Below are 16,836 nucleotides of genomic sequence, written 5' to 3'. Positions count from 1 at the left end.
AGGGGGGAATGTATGAAGAATGTAGTATTATTGATTACGATCATTGGGTGTCTAGCACTTGTAATAGTTGGGAAATTGCATTGGGACGATAAGATTGCCCAAACAGGTGAGACTGTTAGTGCACAAGTCGATTCAAAATCGAATGTAGATACTCAAAATAGTGAACTAAATGAAAATCCTGTAAGTGATAAGGATTTAAAAAAACTTGTTTCCAATTTTCCAGAGCAGGTACAGGAGAAAATAATGTCTTCTAATGATCCGATTTCAGTCGCTATTGTTGGATCTGAATCGATTGGAACAAAGAAAAATGGACTCAAGCAAAGCGTTGAAAAAGGTTTGGAAGAGTCGTTTTGGAAAGGGGCTTTTACTGTGAAGGCGTTCACCTTTGAAGAAGCCACAACAAAGACGATTGTTCAGGATGAGTTATATGATGATGTTATCGACGAAATTCCAGATATTGTTGTATTAGAAGCCTTTACGTTAAATGATAATGGGAAGGTTATTATTGATGAAGGGCACCAGAATCTTTCGACTGTTATGTCAGAATTAAACGAGTCGTTACCTGGTGTGAGCATTATGCTAATGCCCTCTAACCCAATTGCGGACCCTGGCTATTATAATATTCAAATCAATGCGTTAAGAAATTATGCTGAGGCGAATGACCTGATTTATTTGGATCATTGGTCAGTCTGGCCAGCTGTTGATACTACAGAAATAGAAGACTATTTAGTAGACTCAAGGCCAAATGATAAAGGCTTTGACGTTTGGGGAGAATTTATCGTGGATTATTTCAGTGGTCACTAAATAGGTAGCCTTCCTTATGAATAGGAAGGCTTTTGCTTTTTTATGTGTGTTTTAATAAGATGGTACTGAACGTGCACCATCATTCGACCAAAAGGAGAGTCAACATGGCACCTGTTAAAGTAATGAGTGTATTTGGGACAAGACCTGAAGCGATAAAAATGGCGCCGCTAGTGAACGAATTAAAAAAGCATCCACAATTTATTACACCACTTGTTGCTGTAACAGCGCAACATCGAGAAATGCTTGATCAAGTTTTATCTATCTTTAAGATAGAGCCAGATTATGACCTCAATATCATGAAAAGCAAACAGACGCTTGCTGATATTACAACGAGAGCCTTAAATGGTCTAGATTCGATCATGAAGGAAGAAAAACCCGATCTCGTACTGGTTCATGGTGATACCACGACGACGTTTGCTGCAAGTCTAGCTGCTTTTTATAATCAAGTAGCTGTAGGTCACGTGGAAGCTGGTCTAAGGTCTTTTAATAAGATGTCGCCATATCCAGAAGAAATGAACCGTATGATGACCGGTGTGCTTGCTGATTTGCATTTTGCACCGACGATGCGTGCATTTGATAATTTATATAATGAAGGAAAAGAAACAGAACATATTTATATTACTGGAAATACAGCAATTGACGCTTTGAAGCATACTGTGAAAGAGGATTATTCTCATCCACTTTTAGAACAAATTGATGGCAAGAGAATGATCCTGCTTACTTCACACCGACGTGAAAATCACGGTGAACCAATGAGGCATATTTTTCAAGCAGTTCGCCGCATTATTAATGAATATGATGATGTGCATGTGGTGTTCCCTGTTCATTTAAATCCAGCTATTAGACAGTTAGCGGATGAAGCGCTAGGTGGACAGTCACGTGTTCATTTAACTGAACCTCTTGACGTGATTGATTTTCATAATTTTGCATCAAGAGCTACGTTGATCTTAACGGATTCAGGTGGTGTGCAAGAAGAAGCCCCATCTCTTGGCTCACCTGTTCTTGTATTAAGAGAAAATACGGAAAGACCTGAAGGTGTATCAGCGGGTACACTAAAACTTGTTGGAACGGATGAAGAGACGATCTATTCCACTGCATCGACTCTTCTCACAAATAAAGAAGAGTATTACAAAATGTCCCAAGCATCTAATCCTTATGGAGACGGTGAAGCATCTAAGCGAATCGTTGAGGCGATTTTATATTATTATGGAGTAACTGAAACGAAGCCCGTCCCATTTGTTGAATAAATGATGAGAAGCCTTTCTGCTTAGAGTGCAGAAAGGCTTTTTTTGATGCTTCTGTTATATCGTACAAATCACACATTTTAGAATAATTTGTCAAGGAGCATAGAAGTTCCAGTCATACTATAATAAAATGTAATAGATTACCATGATAGGAGAGTGGGATATGAAGAAAAGGTTAATTGTTCATTTTTTTCTTTTGTTGATCGTGTTTTTATTCAGTCCGTCATTTGCTGCAGCAGAAAAATACATAGTTATTGATCCGGGACATGGGGGACGTTTTACAGGTACGTCTGGTTATTCTGGGGATCAAACAGGCTTTTATGAAAAAGTTGGGACACTTGAAATCGGTATAAAACTAAAAGAAAAATTGCAAGGAACCGATATCAAGGTATTTATGACAAGACAAACGGATCGAGATTTTGCGAAGGATTCAAAGGAAGATTTGATTGAAAGAACGAAAATCGCAAACAATTACGTAAAGGGGAATAATGATAATTCACTTTTTATCTCCATTCATCACAATGCCTACCCTTTTAGCACGCTCGTAAAAGGATATGAAACCTACTATTATAGTAAAGGCGCAGCATGGGATGAGGAATACCCACCAGATCCCATTCAAGTTAACTTTGAATCTGAAAGTCGCAGGTTAGCTAGTATCGTTCATCCTTTAGTACTAAGTGGTACAGGGTTGCATGATAAAGGTATCCAAAATGATCAGGCTTTCTTCGTTATTCGAAATGCTCAAATGCCTTCTGTTTTGGTGGAGATTGGGTATATGTCCAATCCGTCAGAAGAAAGCCTCATTAAGACAAGTCATTTTCAAAACGATGCAGCTGAGTCGCTGGCTCAAGCTGCGATTAATTTCTTTAAAGTATTCGAGGTATTTGATAATAAAGGAAATGAAATCAAACAGTTTACTTCACGTGATGAGGCCATTACATTTGCAAAGACTTTGAAGAACGTGACTGTATTTGATAAAGACAAGCAGAAGACAATCTATGATTCTACTAAAGTAAATTATGAAGTGTTCATGAAAGGAAAAGACGAAGTGATCTCCTTCACTGAACTGTCAGATGCAATTGCTTATGCAAGTGATCGAAAAAACACAAAAGTAATTGCAAAAGAAAAGGGAACAGTTGAATGGTCTAATTATTTACAGCGCCCTTATCAGATTCAAAATAAGGATGGAGTAAGTAAGGGGAATTACTACGAAAAGAGTCAGGCGATTGAGGTTGCCAAATCTATGAAGAATGTCAATGTCATCAGCCGGTCTTCGAGCGACGTTCTTTGGACAAATATTTCTGGAGAAACAATCACGAAATCACTTGAGGTGGAGGCGCTCTCTGGTAGAGATCGTTTTGAAACAGCTGTGAAGATATCAAAAGAGATCTACCCAAATGGTTTTAATGCGGATAAAGAATTGAAAACTGTTGTTTTGACGAATGGTTTAGGCTATGCGGATGCATTATCCGTTGGACCATTAGCTGCTCAATTAGGAAATGCTCCAATTCTACTGACCAGACCCTCTTCGTTAGATTCCTTTTCTGAGAAAGAAATTAAGCGATTGAAAGCCGATAAAGTTCTTCTAATTGGCGGGGAAAATGCAGTGTCAACAACGGTGGAGAATCAAGTGAAAAAGCTAGGAGTTACGGTGGAACGTATCGGTGGGATAGATCGATTTGAAACAAATCTTATGATCAATAGTAGACTTGATCAAGTAGAAGGTGTATTTGTTGCAAATGGATTCAGCTATGCGGATGCTCTTGCAAGTTCACCGATCGCTTCTTCTTCTAATTGGTCGATTGTCCTGTCTGATAAGAAAAAATTAACAAATGCAGCTCTTTCTTATGTAAAGGGCAAGAATACAGCGATCCTTGGGGGAGAAGCTGTCATGTCTTCAAATATTGAAGAACAACTAAAAAATCTAAATGGCTCGAAAACGGTAGAGCGTTTATCTGGAAAGGATAGGTATGAAACTCTTGCATCCATTTTGGATGAATTTAGTGATGAGATAAAGTCGGACACGGTGCTTCTATCTATAGGCCAGGATTTCCCGGATGCGCTCGTATCATCCGCATTAGCAGTTAAGACAGATGCCCCACTTGTTCTTGTTCACAAAGAACTCAATGCCAATGTTCAAGATGTTCTCTTTGAATACGGCATGCAAAATCGAGTCACTTCCTTCTTTACAATCGGTGGAAAAGTCGAAGAAAAGCCTAAAAATCAAGTTGCTAACCGATTGTATTGATTATGAAATCCTTGAATCATTATAAACTAGGAGGCTTTTTATGAAGAGAATAGCGTGGAGTGTTGTCCTTCTTCTTTTAATAACATCAGGCTGTGGAACAGCGTCAAATACTAGTCCGGACACCACGTTTCAATCTGGTGAAGGAAGTGGAGAGGTTAACGAACAAAAAGAAGATCAGAATTTGGACCTATCCTCTTATCGACCGGATACTGGTGTGACGAAGACATTTACTTCTCAAAAGAAACCAATGTTTACTGAATATATCGTTGATCAAAATGAAGAATATCTACAAAGAGTTATTACGCTTGGTGATATGAAGACAGCTCAAGTTATTAAATGGACTGAGGATCGAGCAGCTATTGTTGAACAGAGAGATTCATCTAACAAAGAAAGTATGTTAGATGAATTTGAAGCTGTGGAAGAAGTGGAAACGATCTTATTGCAACCTCATAACGAAGAAGAAATAGAGATTACTCTTCTAGATACCGTAGAGGTTCCATATGGAGAGTTTGATCATGTTCTAAAAGTGTCTGGAAATCAAGGTGATGAAGTTGAAATTACTACCTACTATGCAGAAGGCGTTGGTATGATTAAACAGGTGTATGAAATGACTGGTGATCAACCAGAAAGTGAAGTAGCTGAATTGGCTACGATTCAATAAGACAATAAAAGCAGCCGCCAGGCTGCTTTTTTCATTTATCAATGTAAATAAACCGTATGGAATAGCAAGATAAAAAGTTTGATCTACAAAAGATGGTAATTCAGGTTGGATTATGAAAGAATAAGTTAATCGTTTCTACTTTTTGAGAAACGTTAAGATTTTGTAAATTACGGTTGAATTAAGGAGGAGATGAGCGAAAAAGTGTAGAGAAAAGTTGATATAGCAAGGGTTATTACCTAGGATGCCACGCTTCTGATATTGGTAGACGACAGGAGCGGAATTATATAAAATATAATATGACGTTTGGAAATATAAATGCAGTTAGATTAGGAGTTAACAAGCGAATGATTAAAAAATTACTTAATGATTGGCGAAACAACAAAGATTTGCTTTATCACCTAACCGTATCCGAGCTGAAATCGAATACAGCTAGAACATACCTTGGAACGTTATGGTGGATTGTCGATCCGATTCTGTATATGGCGATTTATTATTTTCTCGTAGGGATTGTGTTAGATCGAGGTGGAGACGATTATGCTGTTTATCTTTTTACAGGTTTAATCCCGCTTAAATGGGCAACCGCTTGTATGGTAGATGCGACTACAGCGATTTCTTCAAAAGCGCGAATTCTGCAGCAGGTCTATGTGCCGAAGCTAACCTTTATTCTAGTGAGACTTGGTGTTAATACATTTAAGTTTCTTGTGAGCTCTGTCATTATGGTTTTATTCCTCTACTTTAGTGGAGTGGAGTTGACAGTTAACGCATTGAATTTCTTTATATTAATCGTATTGAACCTTCTTTTATTGCTACCAATAATGATTATTATGGCTCATATTGGCGTGTACTTAAAAGATATTAAGAACATGATGCAATACATTTCACGCACATTGCTTTATCTATCTCCAGTACTCTTTCGAATGGAATCTGTGCCTGAAAATATAAGAAGTCTTCTTTACTTAAATCCTTTTACAGATTTTCTAGTTTCCTATAGAAGAATCTTTCTCTACAAAGGCCAGCCACTGTGGGACAATCTCTTCATCATATTAGCGATTTCACTAGTCCTATTGTTTATTGGACTACGCATTTTGAACAAATACGACAAACAATATGCCAAGGTGATTTAATTGAAAAAGGACATTATTGAACTTAAAGATATTTGGGTTTCTTACCCTGAGCATTCAGATAATCCATTGAAACAATTGCTTAGCAAAGAAAAAAAGCAGTTTTGGGCATTAAAGGGTCTAGATTTCACTGTAAAGAAAGGTGAAGTTCTTGGTATTATTGGTCGAAATGGCTCAGGAAAGAGTACCCTTTTAAAGCTCATGAGTGGCTTAATTGAACCAGATCAGGGAGCTTATCATGTTGAAGGGAAGCGGCCGATGCTCCTCTCTCTTGGTGCAGGGTTTCAACCTGAGTTATCCGGAATCGAGAATATTTACCTAAATGCCCTTCTGTTAGGAAATCGCAAAAAGAAAATCGATGATAACCTTGAAGCGATTATTGAATTTTCCGAGCTAGACGACTTTATTTATAAACCGGTAAGAACGTATTCATCCGGTATGAGAGCAAGACTTGCGTTCTCTACTGCTATTATGCTTGACCCAGAAATTCTATTGATTGATGAAGTTCTCGGGGTAGGGGACTCTGCGTTCCAGAAAAAATGTAAAGATGCCATATTAGAGAAAATCCAACAGGACCGGACCGTTATTCTCGTTACGCATTCATCAGGTCTTGTGAAGCAAATCTGTGATCGTGTTGTCTGGATTCACCGCGGTGAGCAAAAAGCGGTTGGAGATACGAAAGAAATTGTCGAGCAGTATGATGAATTTATGAAGGCTAAGAAAAAATGAAGCACATCTTAATGGTTCTTTTTAAAGACATTGATTACGATGCACGGGTTCAACGTGAAGCCATTGCGCTTGCTGAAAGTGGCTATCAGGTAACCATTTGCTGTTTAAATGAATTTGATACTGATCCGCCTTTTTTACATGAATTGATCAAGATTAATAAGCTAGCCATTTCAACAAAACAGGCAAAGAAGGGAATGGCTACTGGACCGTCGCGAAAACCATCTGTTGTAGCGAAGATGGTTAGAAATCCAGCCTTAAAGCTGGCGAAGGATCAATATGCTAGCTACGAGTTTTACAAAAAAGTAAAGGGAACGATGGCTTCTGAAACCATTCATGCGATTCACTGTCACGATTTAAATACGCTCGATACCGGTAAGCGTTTAGCAGAACATTTTCATAGCAAGTTGATTTACGACTCACATGAACTTTTTAATGAAATGACCGGTCGCAATCCGCTTGATCGACGTTTTGGTTATTATATGGAAGGCAAGTTAATGAAACATGTTGATCGTTTTATTACCGTAAATCCGTATTTGATTGATAAATTCAATAAACGCTATGGCGAGCTACCACCCTCAATTTATTTGCAGAATATACCGCTCCTTCGTTTGGAACAAGAGCGTAAAAATGATCATTATTTTCATCATCTTTTTGGAATACCTACTGATAAGATCATTCTTCTATATCAAGGAGGGTTCTCAAAAAATCGCGGAATTGAGCTTTGTGTCAGAGCCATGAATCATTTACCTGATCCGTATCACCTTGTTTTGCTTGGCGATGGCGATATAAAAGGAGCACTTGAGCGTTTAGTGGACGAACAGAAGCTCACTTCCAGAGTACATTTTCATCCTAAAGTACCGCCTTCAGAAATACTTTCACTAACAAAGGAAGCAGACATTGGACTCGTGATGTACGAAAATGTAAGCGAAAATAACTATTATTCTACACCTAATAAAATATTCGAATATATGTTAATGGGGCTTCCAGTAGTATCTTCTAACCATCCAGGGAAAGCCTATTTATTAGAAGAATATGACTTTGGTCTACCTGTTGCAGAAGATGAACTAGCCATTGTAAAAGGCATTGAAGCTATTCAGCAAAGAAGCGATTATTACGTACAAAAATGTAATGAAGCGAGTAAAGTATTGAATTGGCCGAATGAATCCCGAAAGTTAATTCAAATGTATGGTGAATTATTTTCGAAGTAAGTAAGGAGAATTCGAAGATCTTAATTTCTGAAGTTACTGTGAGTGAGGAGTTGTAATTATGAAACTTGTCGTAATGGGCCTTGGATACATCGGGTTACCGACTGCTGTCATGTTTGCAAGGCACGGCGTTCAAGTGCATGGCGTGGATATTAATGAGCACGTGATCGAAACGTTAAAAAATAAGACGCTTCACATTGAAGAGCCTGGTCTAGGTGAGATGCTGGTTGAAGCAATTGATTCAGGCCATTTAACTTTTGGAACAGAACCGGTGTCAGCAGATGGTTTTATTATTGCTGTACCAACGCCAGTTAATCCTGATAAAACGGCGAACTTAAACTATGTGCGATCGGCGGCTAAAATGATTCAGCCTTTACTAAAGGAAGGGAACCTGGTCATTCTTGAATCAACAAGCCCTCCTGGCACGACGCTGAAGGTGCTGTCACCTATTCTAGAGTCATCGGGCTTAAAAGTCGGAAAAGATTTGTATGTTGCTTATTCTCCAGAGCGGGTATTGCCGGGTAAATTACTGGATGAGCTTGTTCATAATAATCGAATAGTAGGCGGCGTAAATGCTGACTCGAGTATCATGACAGAGAGAATTTACAAAATCTTTGTAAAAGGAATGATTCACCAGACTGATGCAACTACGGCAGAAATGGTAAAATTAATGGAGAATACGTATCGGGACGTGAATATTGCGTTAGCTAACGAATTGGCGCGTATTGCAGAACAGGTAGGATGCGATATTTGGAAAGCTGTCGAGCTGGCTAACTGCCATCCGCGGGTTAATGTACACTCACCTGGCCCTGGAGTTGGGGGGCACTGCATCGCGGTTGATCCCTGGTTCCTAGTTGAAGCAAGTCCAGAAGATGCTAAATTGATTCAAACAGCGCGAGCAATCAATGATAATGTTCCGAAAAGGATTGCTAACCAAATTAAAGAGCGAACTGAAGGAGTTGCAAACCCAAAAGTATCTTTACTTGGACTTGCTTATAAAGGAAATATTGGTGATGCGCGTGAAAGTCCATCACTGACTATATTGCAGGAACTTGAAGATATGGAAATTGAGTGTGCAGTTCATGATCCATACGTAGTCGATAAGCGGATCAAAAACCAATTTAATACAGTAGAAGAAACTGTACGCCATTCAGATTGTCTCATTATTTTAACTGATCATAATGAATATAAGGCGTTAGATCTTAAATCTCTAGCTCCTTTGATGCGTCATACGTTACTTTATGATACGAAGAATTTAATAAATAAAAAGCAGGCAGAGAGTGCTGGCTTCCGTTATGAAAAAGTAGGGGAATCCCAAATCAACACGAATTTATTACATTTATAAAGGATGAATGAGATGAAGGAAGCATTGTTAACGAAGTTTGAAACAGGTAATGCACGTGTAGGAGTTATTGGACTTGGCTATGTAGGACTCCCCCTTGCGGTTGAAATGGCACAAAAGGGTTTTGAAGTATATGGAATCGATGTATCTAAAGAAAAAATGGACATTCTAAATAACGGGAAGAGTTATGTAATGGACATTTCTGATAACCAAGTAGAGGCCATTATTGGTAAGAACTTCTTCCCAGGAGATGATTTTTCAGTTATCTCTAAATTGGATGCTGTTAGTATTTGTGTCCCAACACCTCTTGCTAAAACAAAAGAGCCAGACGTTTCTTACATCAATGCTGTTGTTGAAAAATTGGTTGAATTTATGACAGAAGGAACGCTAGTTGTTCTTGAAAGTACAACTTATCCAGGAACAACAGATGAATTGATTAAAGCTGTTATTGAAGAAAAGACTTCTTTCCGTGCGGGTGAAGATTTCTTCCTTTGTTTCTCACCTGAGCGTGTCGATCCAGGTAACCAGCAGTTTAATACAAAGAACACACCTAAAGTGCTCGGTGGTGCAACAAAGCCATGTCTTGAACTTGGAGTCTCTCTTTATAGCTCGTTCTTAGAAAACATCGTTCCTGTTAGTTCAACAAGCGTTGCTGAAATGGTTAAGCTCCTTGAAAACACTTTCCGTAGCGTTAATATCGGTCTTGTGAACGAGCTAACGATGATGTGTGATCGAATGGGAATCAATGCTTGGGAAGTTATTGATGCAGCAGCTACGAAGCCATTTGGCTATATGCCTTTCTATCCTGGTCCAGGAATTGGTGGGCACTGTATTCCGCTTGATCCAGCTTATCTTTCGTGGAAAGCAAAAATGTTTAACTTCTATAACCGTTTCATTGAACTTGCAAGTGATGTGAATGGAAACATGCCACGCTATGCGCTTAATCAGGCCGCAGATATTTTAAATGATAATGAGAAGTCCATTAAAGGATCTAAAATCTTTATTCTAGGTATGGCATATAAGAAAAACATCGATGACCTACGTGAATCTCCAGCACTTGAAATTTATCGCCTTCTTGAAGATAAGGGAGCACACGTTTATTATCATGATCCGTTTGTTTCAAGCTTTAAGAATGGAGAAGAAGTTGTATATTCCGTTGAGCTGAACGACCAAAACCTTGATGACGCTGATCTAGTTGTCATCGCGACTGATCACACAACAGTAGATTATGATTATGTCATTGATCGTTCTAAGCTAATTTATGACACACGGAATGTAACAAAGAACTACAAAGATTCGAAAGGTAAAGTGACGCTACTAGGTGGACAGCAGAACTTTGATCTACCGACGAATGTTGAAGAAAACTCAAGTGTGAATCCTAAGTAATTGAAGTAAAAGGAGAATTCTACATGAAATTTGATGTTAGCCCATTTTATACAGAAAATATCGAGGTTTCTATTAATGAGGGTTGCTTAAACAACAAAATGATCGCTAGCGGAAGAAAAGCAAATTCCCTTCTTATTCTTTCTGGTAATGGGGAAACACAAGCTTCATTAGAACTAGCAAGACTTGATCAACGTGTGAAGGAGCTTGTTCGTTTTGATGAGGAGCTGCAACGAAAGAGTGAGTCATATCAATCACTGCCACGAGAGCTTCAGGAAAATATCATAATTCAAAAAGCGAATTACTATCATTCAGAAGAGCTAAGCTCATACCAAACAGACATGGTGCTTTTAGAAGGAAGCTTTACAAAAAGGTTCTTTGAAGAAGCATTTCTTGGAACGTTACATGGTTTAGTTTCCGAAGACATCAATGGTATGATTGCAGTCAAATTACCAATGAATGAAGAAATTACAGAGGATATTTCAGAAGTTGTTCTTTGCTTAAACCAATTCTTTATAGCAACTTCTATGGGGTTTGAAGATGGTTATTTCTTTTTCCTTGGAGAACCCCGTACTGTACTCCCTGAAGAACGAATCAAGCAAGAGGTTACAAGTGGCCTACTAGCTTCGATTTTGAAACTGGAGAAAGCACTTCAAAAGTTGAATCAAAGTCATCGTGTGGTAAAAGAAAAGAGTGACAATCAAGAAAATGATGAGATAGCAAAAGCGGTAGCAAATCAGAATCTTGATCAAATGATTCAGCAACAGTTTCAAATTCGTGAGCTTAGTGAACAGCTTAAGGTTCTTAAAAATGATTCGAAAAAGAAAGAAAAACAAATTACTCAGATCACTAGAAAATACAACCGTGCTCAGCACATCGTAAACCACTTGGATTCAAATGCATCGGCTAGATATTTAATTGGTGATGCTGTCATGGGATCAACAAAATCATTCGGTCGCGCAATTCGACTACCGAAGCGACTTGTTCAAATTTATAGGGACGCAAAAAATGGTAAATTAGGTCGAATTAAGAATGGTTCGGGATCATTTGAAATTGAACCGATCGATGACGGAAATGCTATTCTCTTTGTACCAACTAACGGGGCGGGTCTTGGACATCTCACGAGATTACTGGCTATTGCAAGACGAGTAAAGCGTATTGACCCCTCTAAGAAAATTATTTTTCATACGACGAGTTCAGCCATGCATTTGATATTGCAAGAAGGGTTTCTAGGTTACCATTTACCATCCAAAATGCTCTTTCCTAAAGAAATGAGCGCAAAGCAGTGGAATGCGATGCTACGTGACCATCTAGAAACGGTTATTAGTATTCACCAGCCAGAAACGATTGTTTTTGATGGTGCGTTTCCTTATGCAGGTCTTGTTGCCTCAATGCGTAAAAAAGACGGGTTGAGAAAGATCTGGGTAAAGCGAGGACAGCATAAAGAAGGTAAAGCAGAGTTAGTGGAATCGAAAGAAGCAGAATTCGATGAGGTTTATGTTCCTGGTGAAGCTGGTGGGGAAAACAGTATGCGAAAAGAAGGAATGAAAACGTACTGTGAGCCTGTGTTATATCTTGATCGAGAAGAGCTAAAGGATCGTGAGAATGTTCGTCGACAATGGAATATCCCAGAAGGTATGAAAATGGTGTATGTTCAGCTTGGAGCAGGTAAGATCAATGATATTCATTCAACGATTTCCATTCTTCTTAATGAACTACTAAAGAGAGATGATGTTTTTGTCGTAATTGGGGAATCCATTATTGGTAATCGAATGGATTTGAAAATGGATCGTGTTCTGACACTAAGAGACTATCCGAATTCCATTTACTTCAATGCTTTTGATCTCATCGTTACAGCTACTGGATATAACACATTCCACGAAGTCATGTATTTTGGAGTGCCATCGATCTTAATTCCCAATGAGAATACAAAAACAGATGATCAGGTGGCAAGAGCCATGATTGCTGGAGACGCAGGGGCTGCAATCGTCTTAAGAGATCCGGGCGCTACTGATTTTGAAAAAGCGATTCGAGAAGCTCTTGATGAAGAGAACAATCGAAATATGAGGAAAAGTGCTCTTTCACTTGTGAAGGAGAATGGAGCACAGCAAATGGCTGAAATGATTGTCCAAAATGTAGCAGCTAATAAATAGAATTGGATTTGGGAGAGTGATGATGATGAAACGAAAAATTCTAGTGCCAATCGCATTTAATAACTGGGCTTTAACAGATGTGAATGAGAGTCGTTTAACAAAGGAATGGATTGACCATCGTATGGGGATTTTCATGAAATACACATGCAAAAGTCTTAAAGCCCAAACGAACCAGGATTTCACTACAATTCTTCAGTATGATCAGCGTTCAGAAGAGCATGTGATGAACGCTCTTAAACAGCACGATCCACTTCCAGATAATATTAGATTCGTGCCTAAGAATGCCTATAACAAAACTTTAGAACGTGAAATTCAGGACTATGATGAAGTGTACTTCGCCCGCATTGATTCTGATGATATGTACCACAAAGGTTATTTTGATTTTCTGAAAGATCATCAGCCAGTTGAAGGTACTGAAGCACTTATCAACCAGTATGGCTATTTTTATGACGAGTATTCAGATAAAGTAGCAACTGCCAAAATCAAATCACCACCTTTTTATACACTTATTTATAATGTTGCTGAATATTTAGAAGGCAAGCGCCACCCTGTAAAAGGGCATTTATCGGTGCACAGCCTGAAACATGAATTGTTAGAGCCTAGAAACTATGTGCAAGTTATTCACTCGAATAACATGTCTACATCATTTGAAAATCGCTACATCGATGGATTAGTTGAAGATGAGAATGAAAAAAATCAAATTCTCCGTAATTTCTGGGGATAAACGTTTATATGAAAAGCTGTCGGGTTGTACCGACGGCTTTTTTTACTAATAGTTCATGGCGTTTTATGCGCTAAATGAAAGGGACTTAGAAAATAGAGGCCTTAAAATAAGTGGAACCTTATTTGTATATAGAAGCAAGAAGCCTTCATGCGATTGATTTCATAATAAAGAATGCCACCTCATTTTTTAACAGTAGCTTTAAGGAAAGATGTAAAACATTCGAAATTTACCATTTAATCCTTTTTTGATCATGTGGAATCATATATAATTCAAATAAATGGTATTCAATTAATCAGCTGCTTTGGCAGTAGAATCAGGAGAATGGTATGTTGAAAAATCAATTAACACATTTACAAAATGAGTCATTTACCATTCCTGAATCTCAACGCTCCAGACTAAGGTGGTGTGGGTCTAGAGCTTCAGGGCAACATATACTTCACATTAGTCAAAAACCAGGTATTCTTTCGATCATTAATCAAGATCCTCAGCTAGATGTTGTAAATATTTTCGCTAGTGAAGACTCTGTAGTTCTTACTCATCCACTAAGTAAGGATTGTGTAAGTACCTTTTGGTCGGGGGATTTGAAGAGAGAGATTCCTTTTCCTATGAATTACTTCGATGCCATTATTACGGAAGACACGTTAATCGAAGTTATGTCATCGCAGAATAATGAAGTCCAGAGATTACTTAAACCGAATGGGAAAATAATTGTAACTGAAACATTAGAACATGCAGAAGAATTAAGAAATGAGTGGGAAACACTATTTCATAACTTTGAAGAAATTGATATGCGCATTGATGAACACTACGTGAGTTGGGTTGGACGAAACGTTGTAAATCCCCCTACAGATTATAGGGAGGCAGGGAGAGCTTTTCTTGAAGAAATAAGAAAAGTCATAGTGAAAAAGAAAGCTAAGCGTGCTGCCTTGTTACAAAAAGAGCTAGAAACGAAAAGAAATGAGGAAGTAGTTAGGCTTGAAGAAAAGAATAAACTTCTCATGAAGCTCCCTATTATCAAGAAAAAGCACGAAACGCGAATTAATCAAATCCAGTTAACGAGTGATGAGAAAAAAACCCTTCTTCAAGAGCCGGAAGAAACGATAGTGAAACCTAACAAAATGAGACCTGAGGAGCAATTAGCTCATTTTTCAACGTTAGGAAAAATGACGATTGTCTATTGGGATTCCGAAGTATATAGAAAAAATAGTCTTACGCTTGCACATCAGTTAGTGGATACACTGAGGAATAGGGGCAAAAATGTCGTTTACGTCTATGAAGAGGAAAACGAAGTGATAACTCCCATTCACCTTGATGGATCGAGGTTCTTACAAATCTCGACTTCTGAATTCTGGAGAAGCCTCCATTTATTTGAAGAGCCAGAAATGTATATCACTCATTCTGATCTCCAAATATCTAAAAGAATAGGGCGATTGCAGTGGAAGAAATGGAGTATTTTCTATTTACCAGAAAAGATAGTAGATCGTGATGCTCACTTATTTCTGATGAATAGTCTTGATCCAAGTCACTTTCTAGTGTCAATGGGACGCATGCATCCCATTAAATTAAGGGAAGAAAATTCTGTAGTGAACACATTAACTAATGAATCTTCTCGTATTGTAATCGGTTTTGTTGGTGATCTTGGAAAAGACTGCATTGATTATCAAGCAATGAAAGATTTGCTCGTGGAAAACAAAGGTCTAGGGATAGAGTTAATTGGATACAATCTACCAGATTCAAAGCCTATCAACTCGAAAAGACTTACGATCAGAGAGTATGCAAACGATGTTGATTTAATGAAAAGAGTCGGAAGATGGACAGGTGGCATCCTTCCATTTCGATATTCGGCGTCAACCTCCGCGCTTGTAAAGATGGAAAGCTTAGGCATTCCTATATTTCATATTAAAGAATGGAGTGCTCCACTAGAAGATCAAGAATTTATTTCTTATGGTAGTGGAGAGAAAGTCAGTGTCTTGTTAGAGGAAGCTGTCTTACACTTAGAGGGGAGGAACGATCGTTGAAAATCCTCTATATTTATCGCTATTTATTACTAGGTGGAGTGACCACACAACTTGCGAATAGACTTGGGTTTCTAAAATCGATTAGTGATCCCCACTTTATCTTTCTATCCGATCATGGGGGACAGACGGCCTTTGGAGATTACGAGAAAATCCATGTTATGTCAGAACCTTTGACCATCTATCAGTATATAAAAGAACATGATTTCGATTTAGTTATTGCAATTGACACGAAGGAAATAACGGACTACTTAATAGAAGTACATTGCAAGACCCCTATTATTCAAGAAGTACATGGTATATCTTATAAGCTAAATTATTTAGTAGAAGAGGATCAACGCCATTTCCAGGGGTATATTGTGCCTTCGAATTATAGTAAAAACAGAATTGTAGAAGATTATGCTGCACCTGAAGAGCGAACATATGTCATTCCAAACTGTCTAGATACGACATTGTTTTCCCCAAAAGAAGTAGAACCGATTACAAATAAAAAGATCATTTGTTGGGTTGGAAAACTCAATGATCATAAAAATTGGCAAGGTTTTTTGGACCTCTCAGCACGAATTTCTCAGAAGAGAGATGACTGCGTTTTTTGGATTGTCGGTGGAGAGACTGCTTCGTCAAAAGCAACTAAGCACCTTTTTCAGGAAGCAAAAAAGCGAGAGCTCAGTATTCATTGGATAGACCGGATGGAGTATAGTGAAATGCCAAAGCTGTATGCAATGGTGGCTAAAAGCGGTGGTTGTACAGTGAGCACTTCCAAAGGAGAATCGTTTGGGATGAGTTTGATTGAAGCGATGGCTTGTGGATGCCCTGCAGTAGCACCGAGGGTTGGAGCTATTCCTGAAATATATCTGGGGGATTTAGGGCGCCTAACATATGAATTACACGATTTGGTAGCGTGTGAGTCTATTGTGGATAGTCTCCTTGATAATGCAAAGGAACGTAATGAGCAAATTCAAAAGGGAATTCAAAAGGTACAAAAACACTATTCAATTAATCAAGTCGTCACCCAATACTTTGAGTTACTTCAAACATTATCTACTGTTCAAAAAGTCTGGTAAAATACCGGGCTTTTTGTATGTCGTCCTGTTCTACTCGTAAATGGCTATTGTTGTTAGCAACAATAGTGGATGGCACAATTTAACAATAGAAATTATGAACTGAGTGTAAATTTTTGTTTACACTTCTGATCCATTCCTCAATC

General features: G+C 38.3%; 13 protein-coding genes. All 13 read left to right on the top strand.

Features of this window, described 5'->3' with window-relative positions; translation table 11 throughout:
• Positions 1–12: 12 nt before the first annotated feature.
• The 13 genes from Q4550_RS15195 (at position 13) to Q4550_RS15135 (ending at position 16,693) form a co-directional block, all read left to right on the top strand.
• A complete protein-coding gene (locus Q4550_RS15195) occupies positions 13–804 on the top strand; it encodes an SGNH/GDSL hydrolase family protein (protein WP_303534102.1) in 792 nt (263 codons plus the stop codon).
• Between the two features lie 104 nt (positions 805–908).
• Positions 909–2,051 carry a non-hydrolyzing UDP-N-acetylglucosamine 2-epimerase gene (wecB, locus tag Q4550_RS15190; protein WP_303534099.1) on the top strand — a complete coding sequence of 381 codons (1,143 nt, stop codon included), beginning with the start codon at positions 909–911 and terminating at the stop codon, positions 2,049–2,051.
• A 160-nt stretch (positions 2,052–2,211) separates the two neighbouring features.
• Positions 2,212–4,296: a cell wall-binding repeat-containing protein gene (locus Q4550_RS15185; protein WP_303534097.1), complete on the top strand. Its 2,085-nt coding sequence runs from the start codon at positions 2,212–2,214 to the stop codon at positions 4,294–4,296.
• Between the two features lie 40 nt (positions 4,297–4,336).
• Positions 4,337–4,957 (top strand): hypothetical protein, encoded by a 621-nt coding sequence (locus tag Q4550_RS15180; protein ID WP_303534095.1) that lies wholly within the window; start codon positions 4,337–4,339, stop codon positions 4,955–4,957.
• A gap of 344 nt (positions 4,958–5,301) precedes the next feature.
• Entirely contained in the window at positions 5,302–6,081 is a 780-nt protein-coding gene (locus Q4550_RS15175; protein WP_303534093.1) for an ABC transporter permease, read from the top strand.
• A complete protein-coding gene (locus Q4550_RS15170) occupies positions 6,082–6,807 on the top strand; it encodes an ABC transporter ATP-binding protein (RefSeq protein ID WP_194218730.1) in 726 nt (241 codons plus the stop codon).
• Positions 6,804–8,015, top strand: a complete 1,212-nt coding sequence (locus tag Q4550_RS15165) for a glycosyltransferase (protein WP_303534088.1) — start codon at positions 6,804–6,806, stop codon at positions 8,013–8,015. Before Q4550_RS15170 ends, Q4550_RS15165 begins: the two co-directional genes overlap by 4 nt.
• Positions 8,016–8,073: 58 nt before the next feature.
• Positions 8,074–9,357 carry a nucleotide sugar dehydrogenase gene (locus tag Q4550_RS15160; RefSeq protein WP_303534086.1) on the top strand — a complete coding sequence of 428 codons (1,284 nt, stop codon included), beginning with the start codon at positions 8,074–8,076 and terminating at the stop codon, positions 9,355–9,357.
• A 12-nt stretch (positions 9,358–9,369) separates the two neighbouring features.
• Positions 9,370–10,740, top strand: a complete 1,371-nt coding sequence (locus tag Q4550_RS15155; RefSeq protein WP_194218733.1) for a nucleotide sugar dehydrogenase — start codon at positions 9,370–9,372, stop codon at positions 10,738–10,740.
• A gap of 23 nt (positions 10,741–10,763) precedes the next feature.
• Positions 10,764–12,890: a glycosyltransferase gene (locus Q4550_RS15150; protein WP_303534084.1), complete on the top strand. Its 2,127-nt coding sequence runs from the start codon at positions 10,764–10,766 to the stop codon at positions 12,888–12,890.
• A gap of 22 nt (positions 12,891–12,912) precedes the next feature.
• Positions 12,913–13,614 (top strand): glycosyltransferase, encoded by a 702-nt coding sequence (locus Q4550_RS15145; protein WP_303534081.1) that lies wholly within the window; start codon positions 12,913–12,915, stop codon positions 13,612–13,614.
• A gap of 329 nt (positions 13,615–13,943) precedes the next feature.
• Positions 13,944–15,632, top strand: a complete 1,689-nt coding sequence (locus Q4550_RS15140) for a methyltransferase domain-containing protein (protein ID WP_303534080.1) — start codon at positions 13,944–13,946, stop codon at positions 15,630–15,632.
• Entirely contained in the window at positions 15,629–16,693 is a 1,065-nt protein-coding gene (locus tag Q4550_RS15135; protein WP_303534079.1) for a glycosyltransferase family 4 protein, read from the top strand. The genes Q4550_RS15140 and Q4550_RS15135 overlap by 4 nt, the downstream gene beginning before the upstream one ends.
• Positions 16,694–16,836 lie beyond the last annotated feature (143 nt).

The organism is Anaerobacillus sp. 1_MG-2023, assembly GCF_030547345.1.
Lineage (GTDB): Bacteria > Bacillota > Bacilli > Bacillales > Guptibacillaceae > Guptibacillus > Guptibacillus hwajinpoensis_B.
This window is presented reverse-complemented; position numbering and strand designations above follow the sequence as displayed.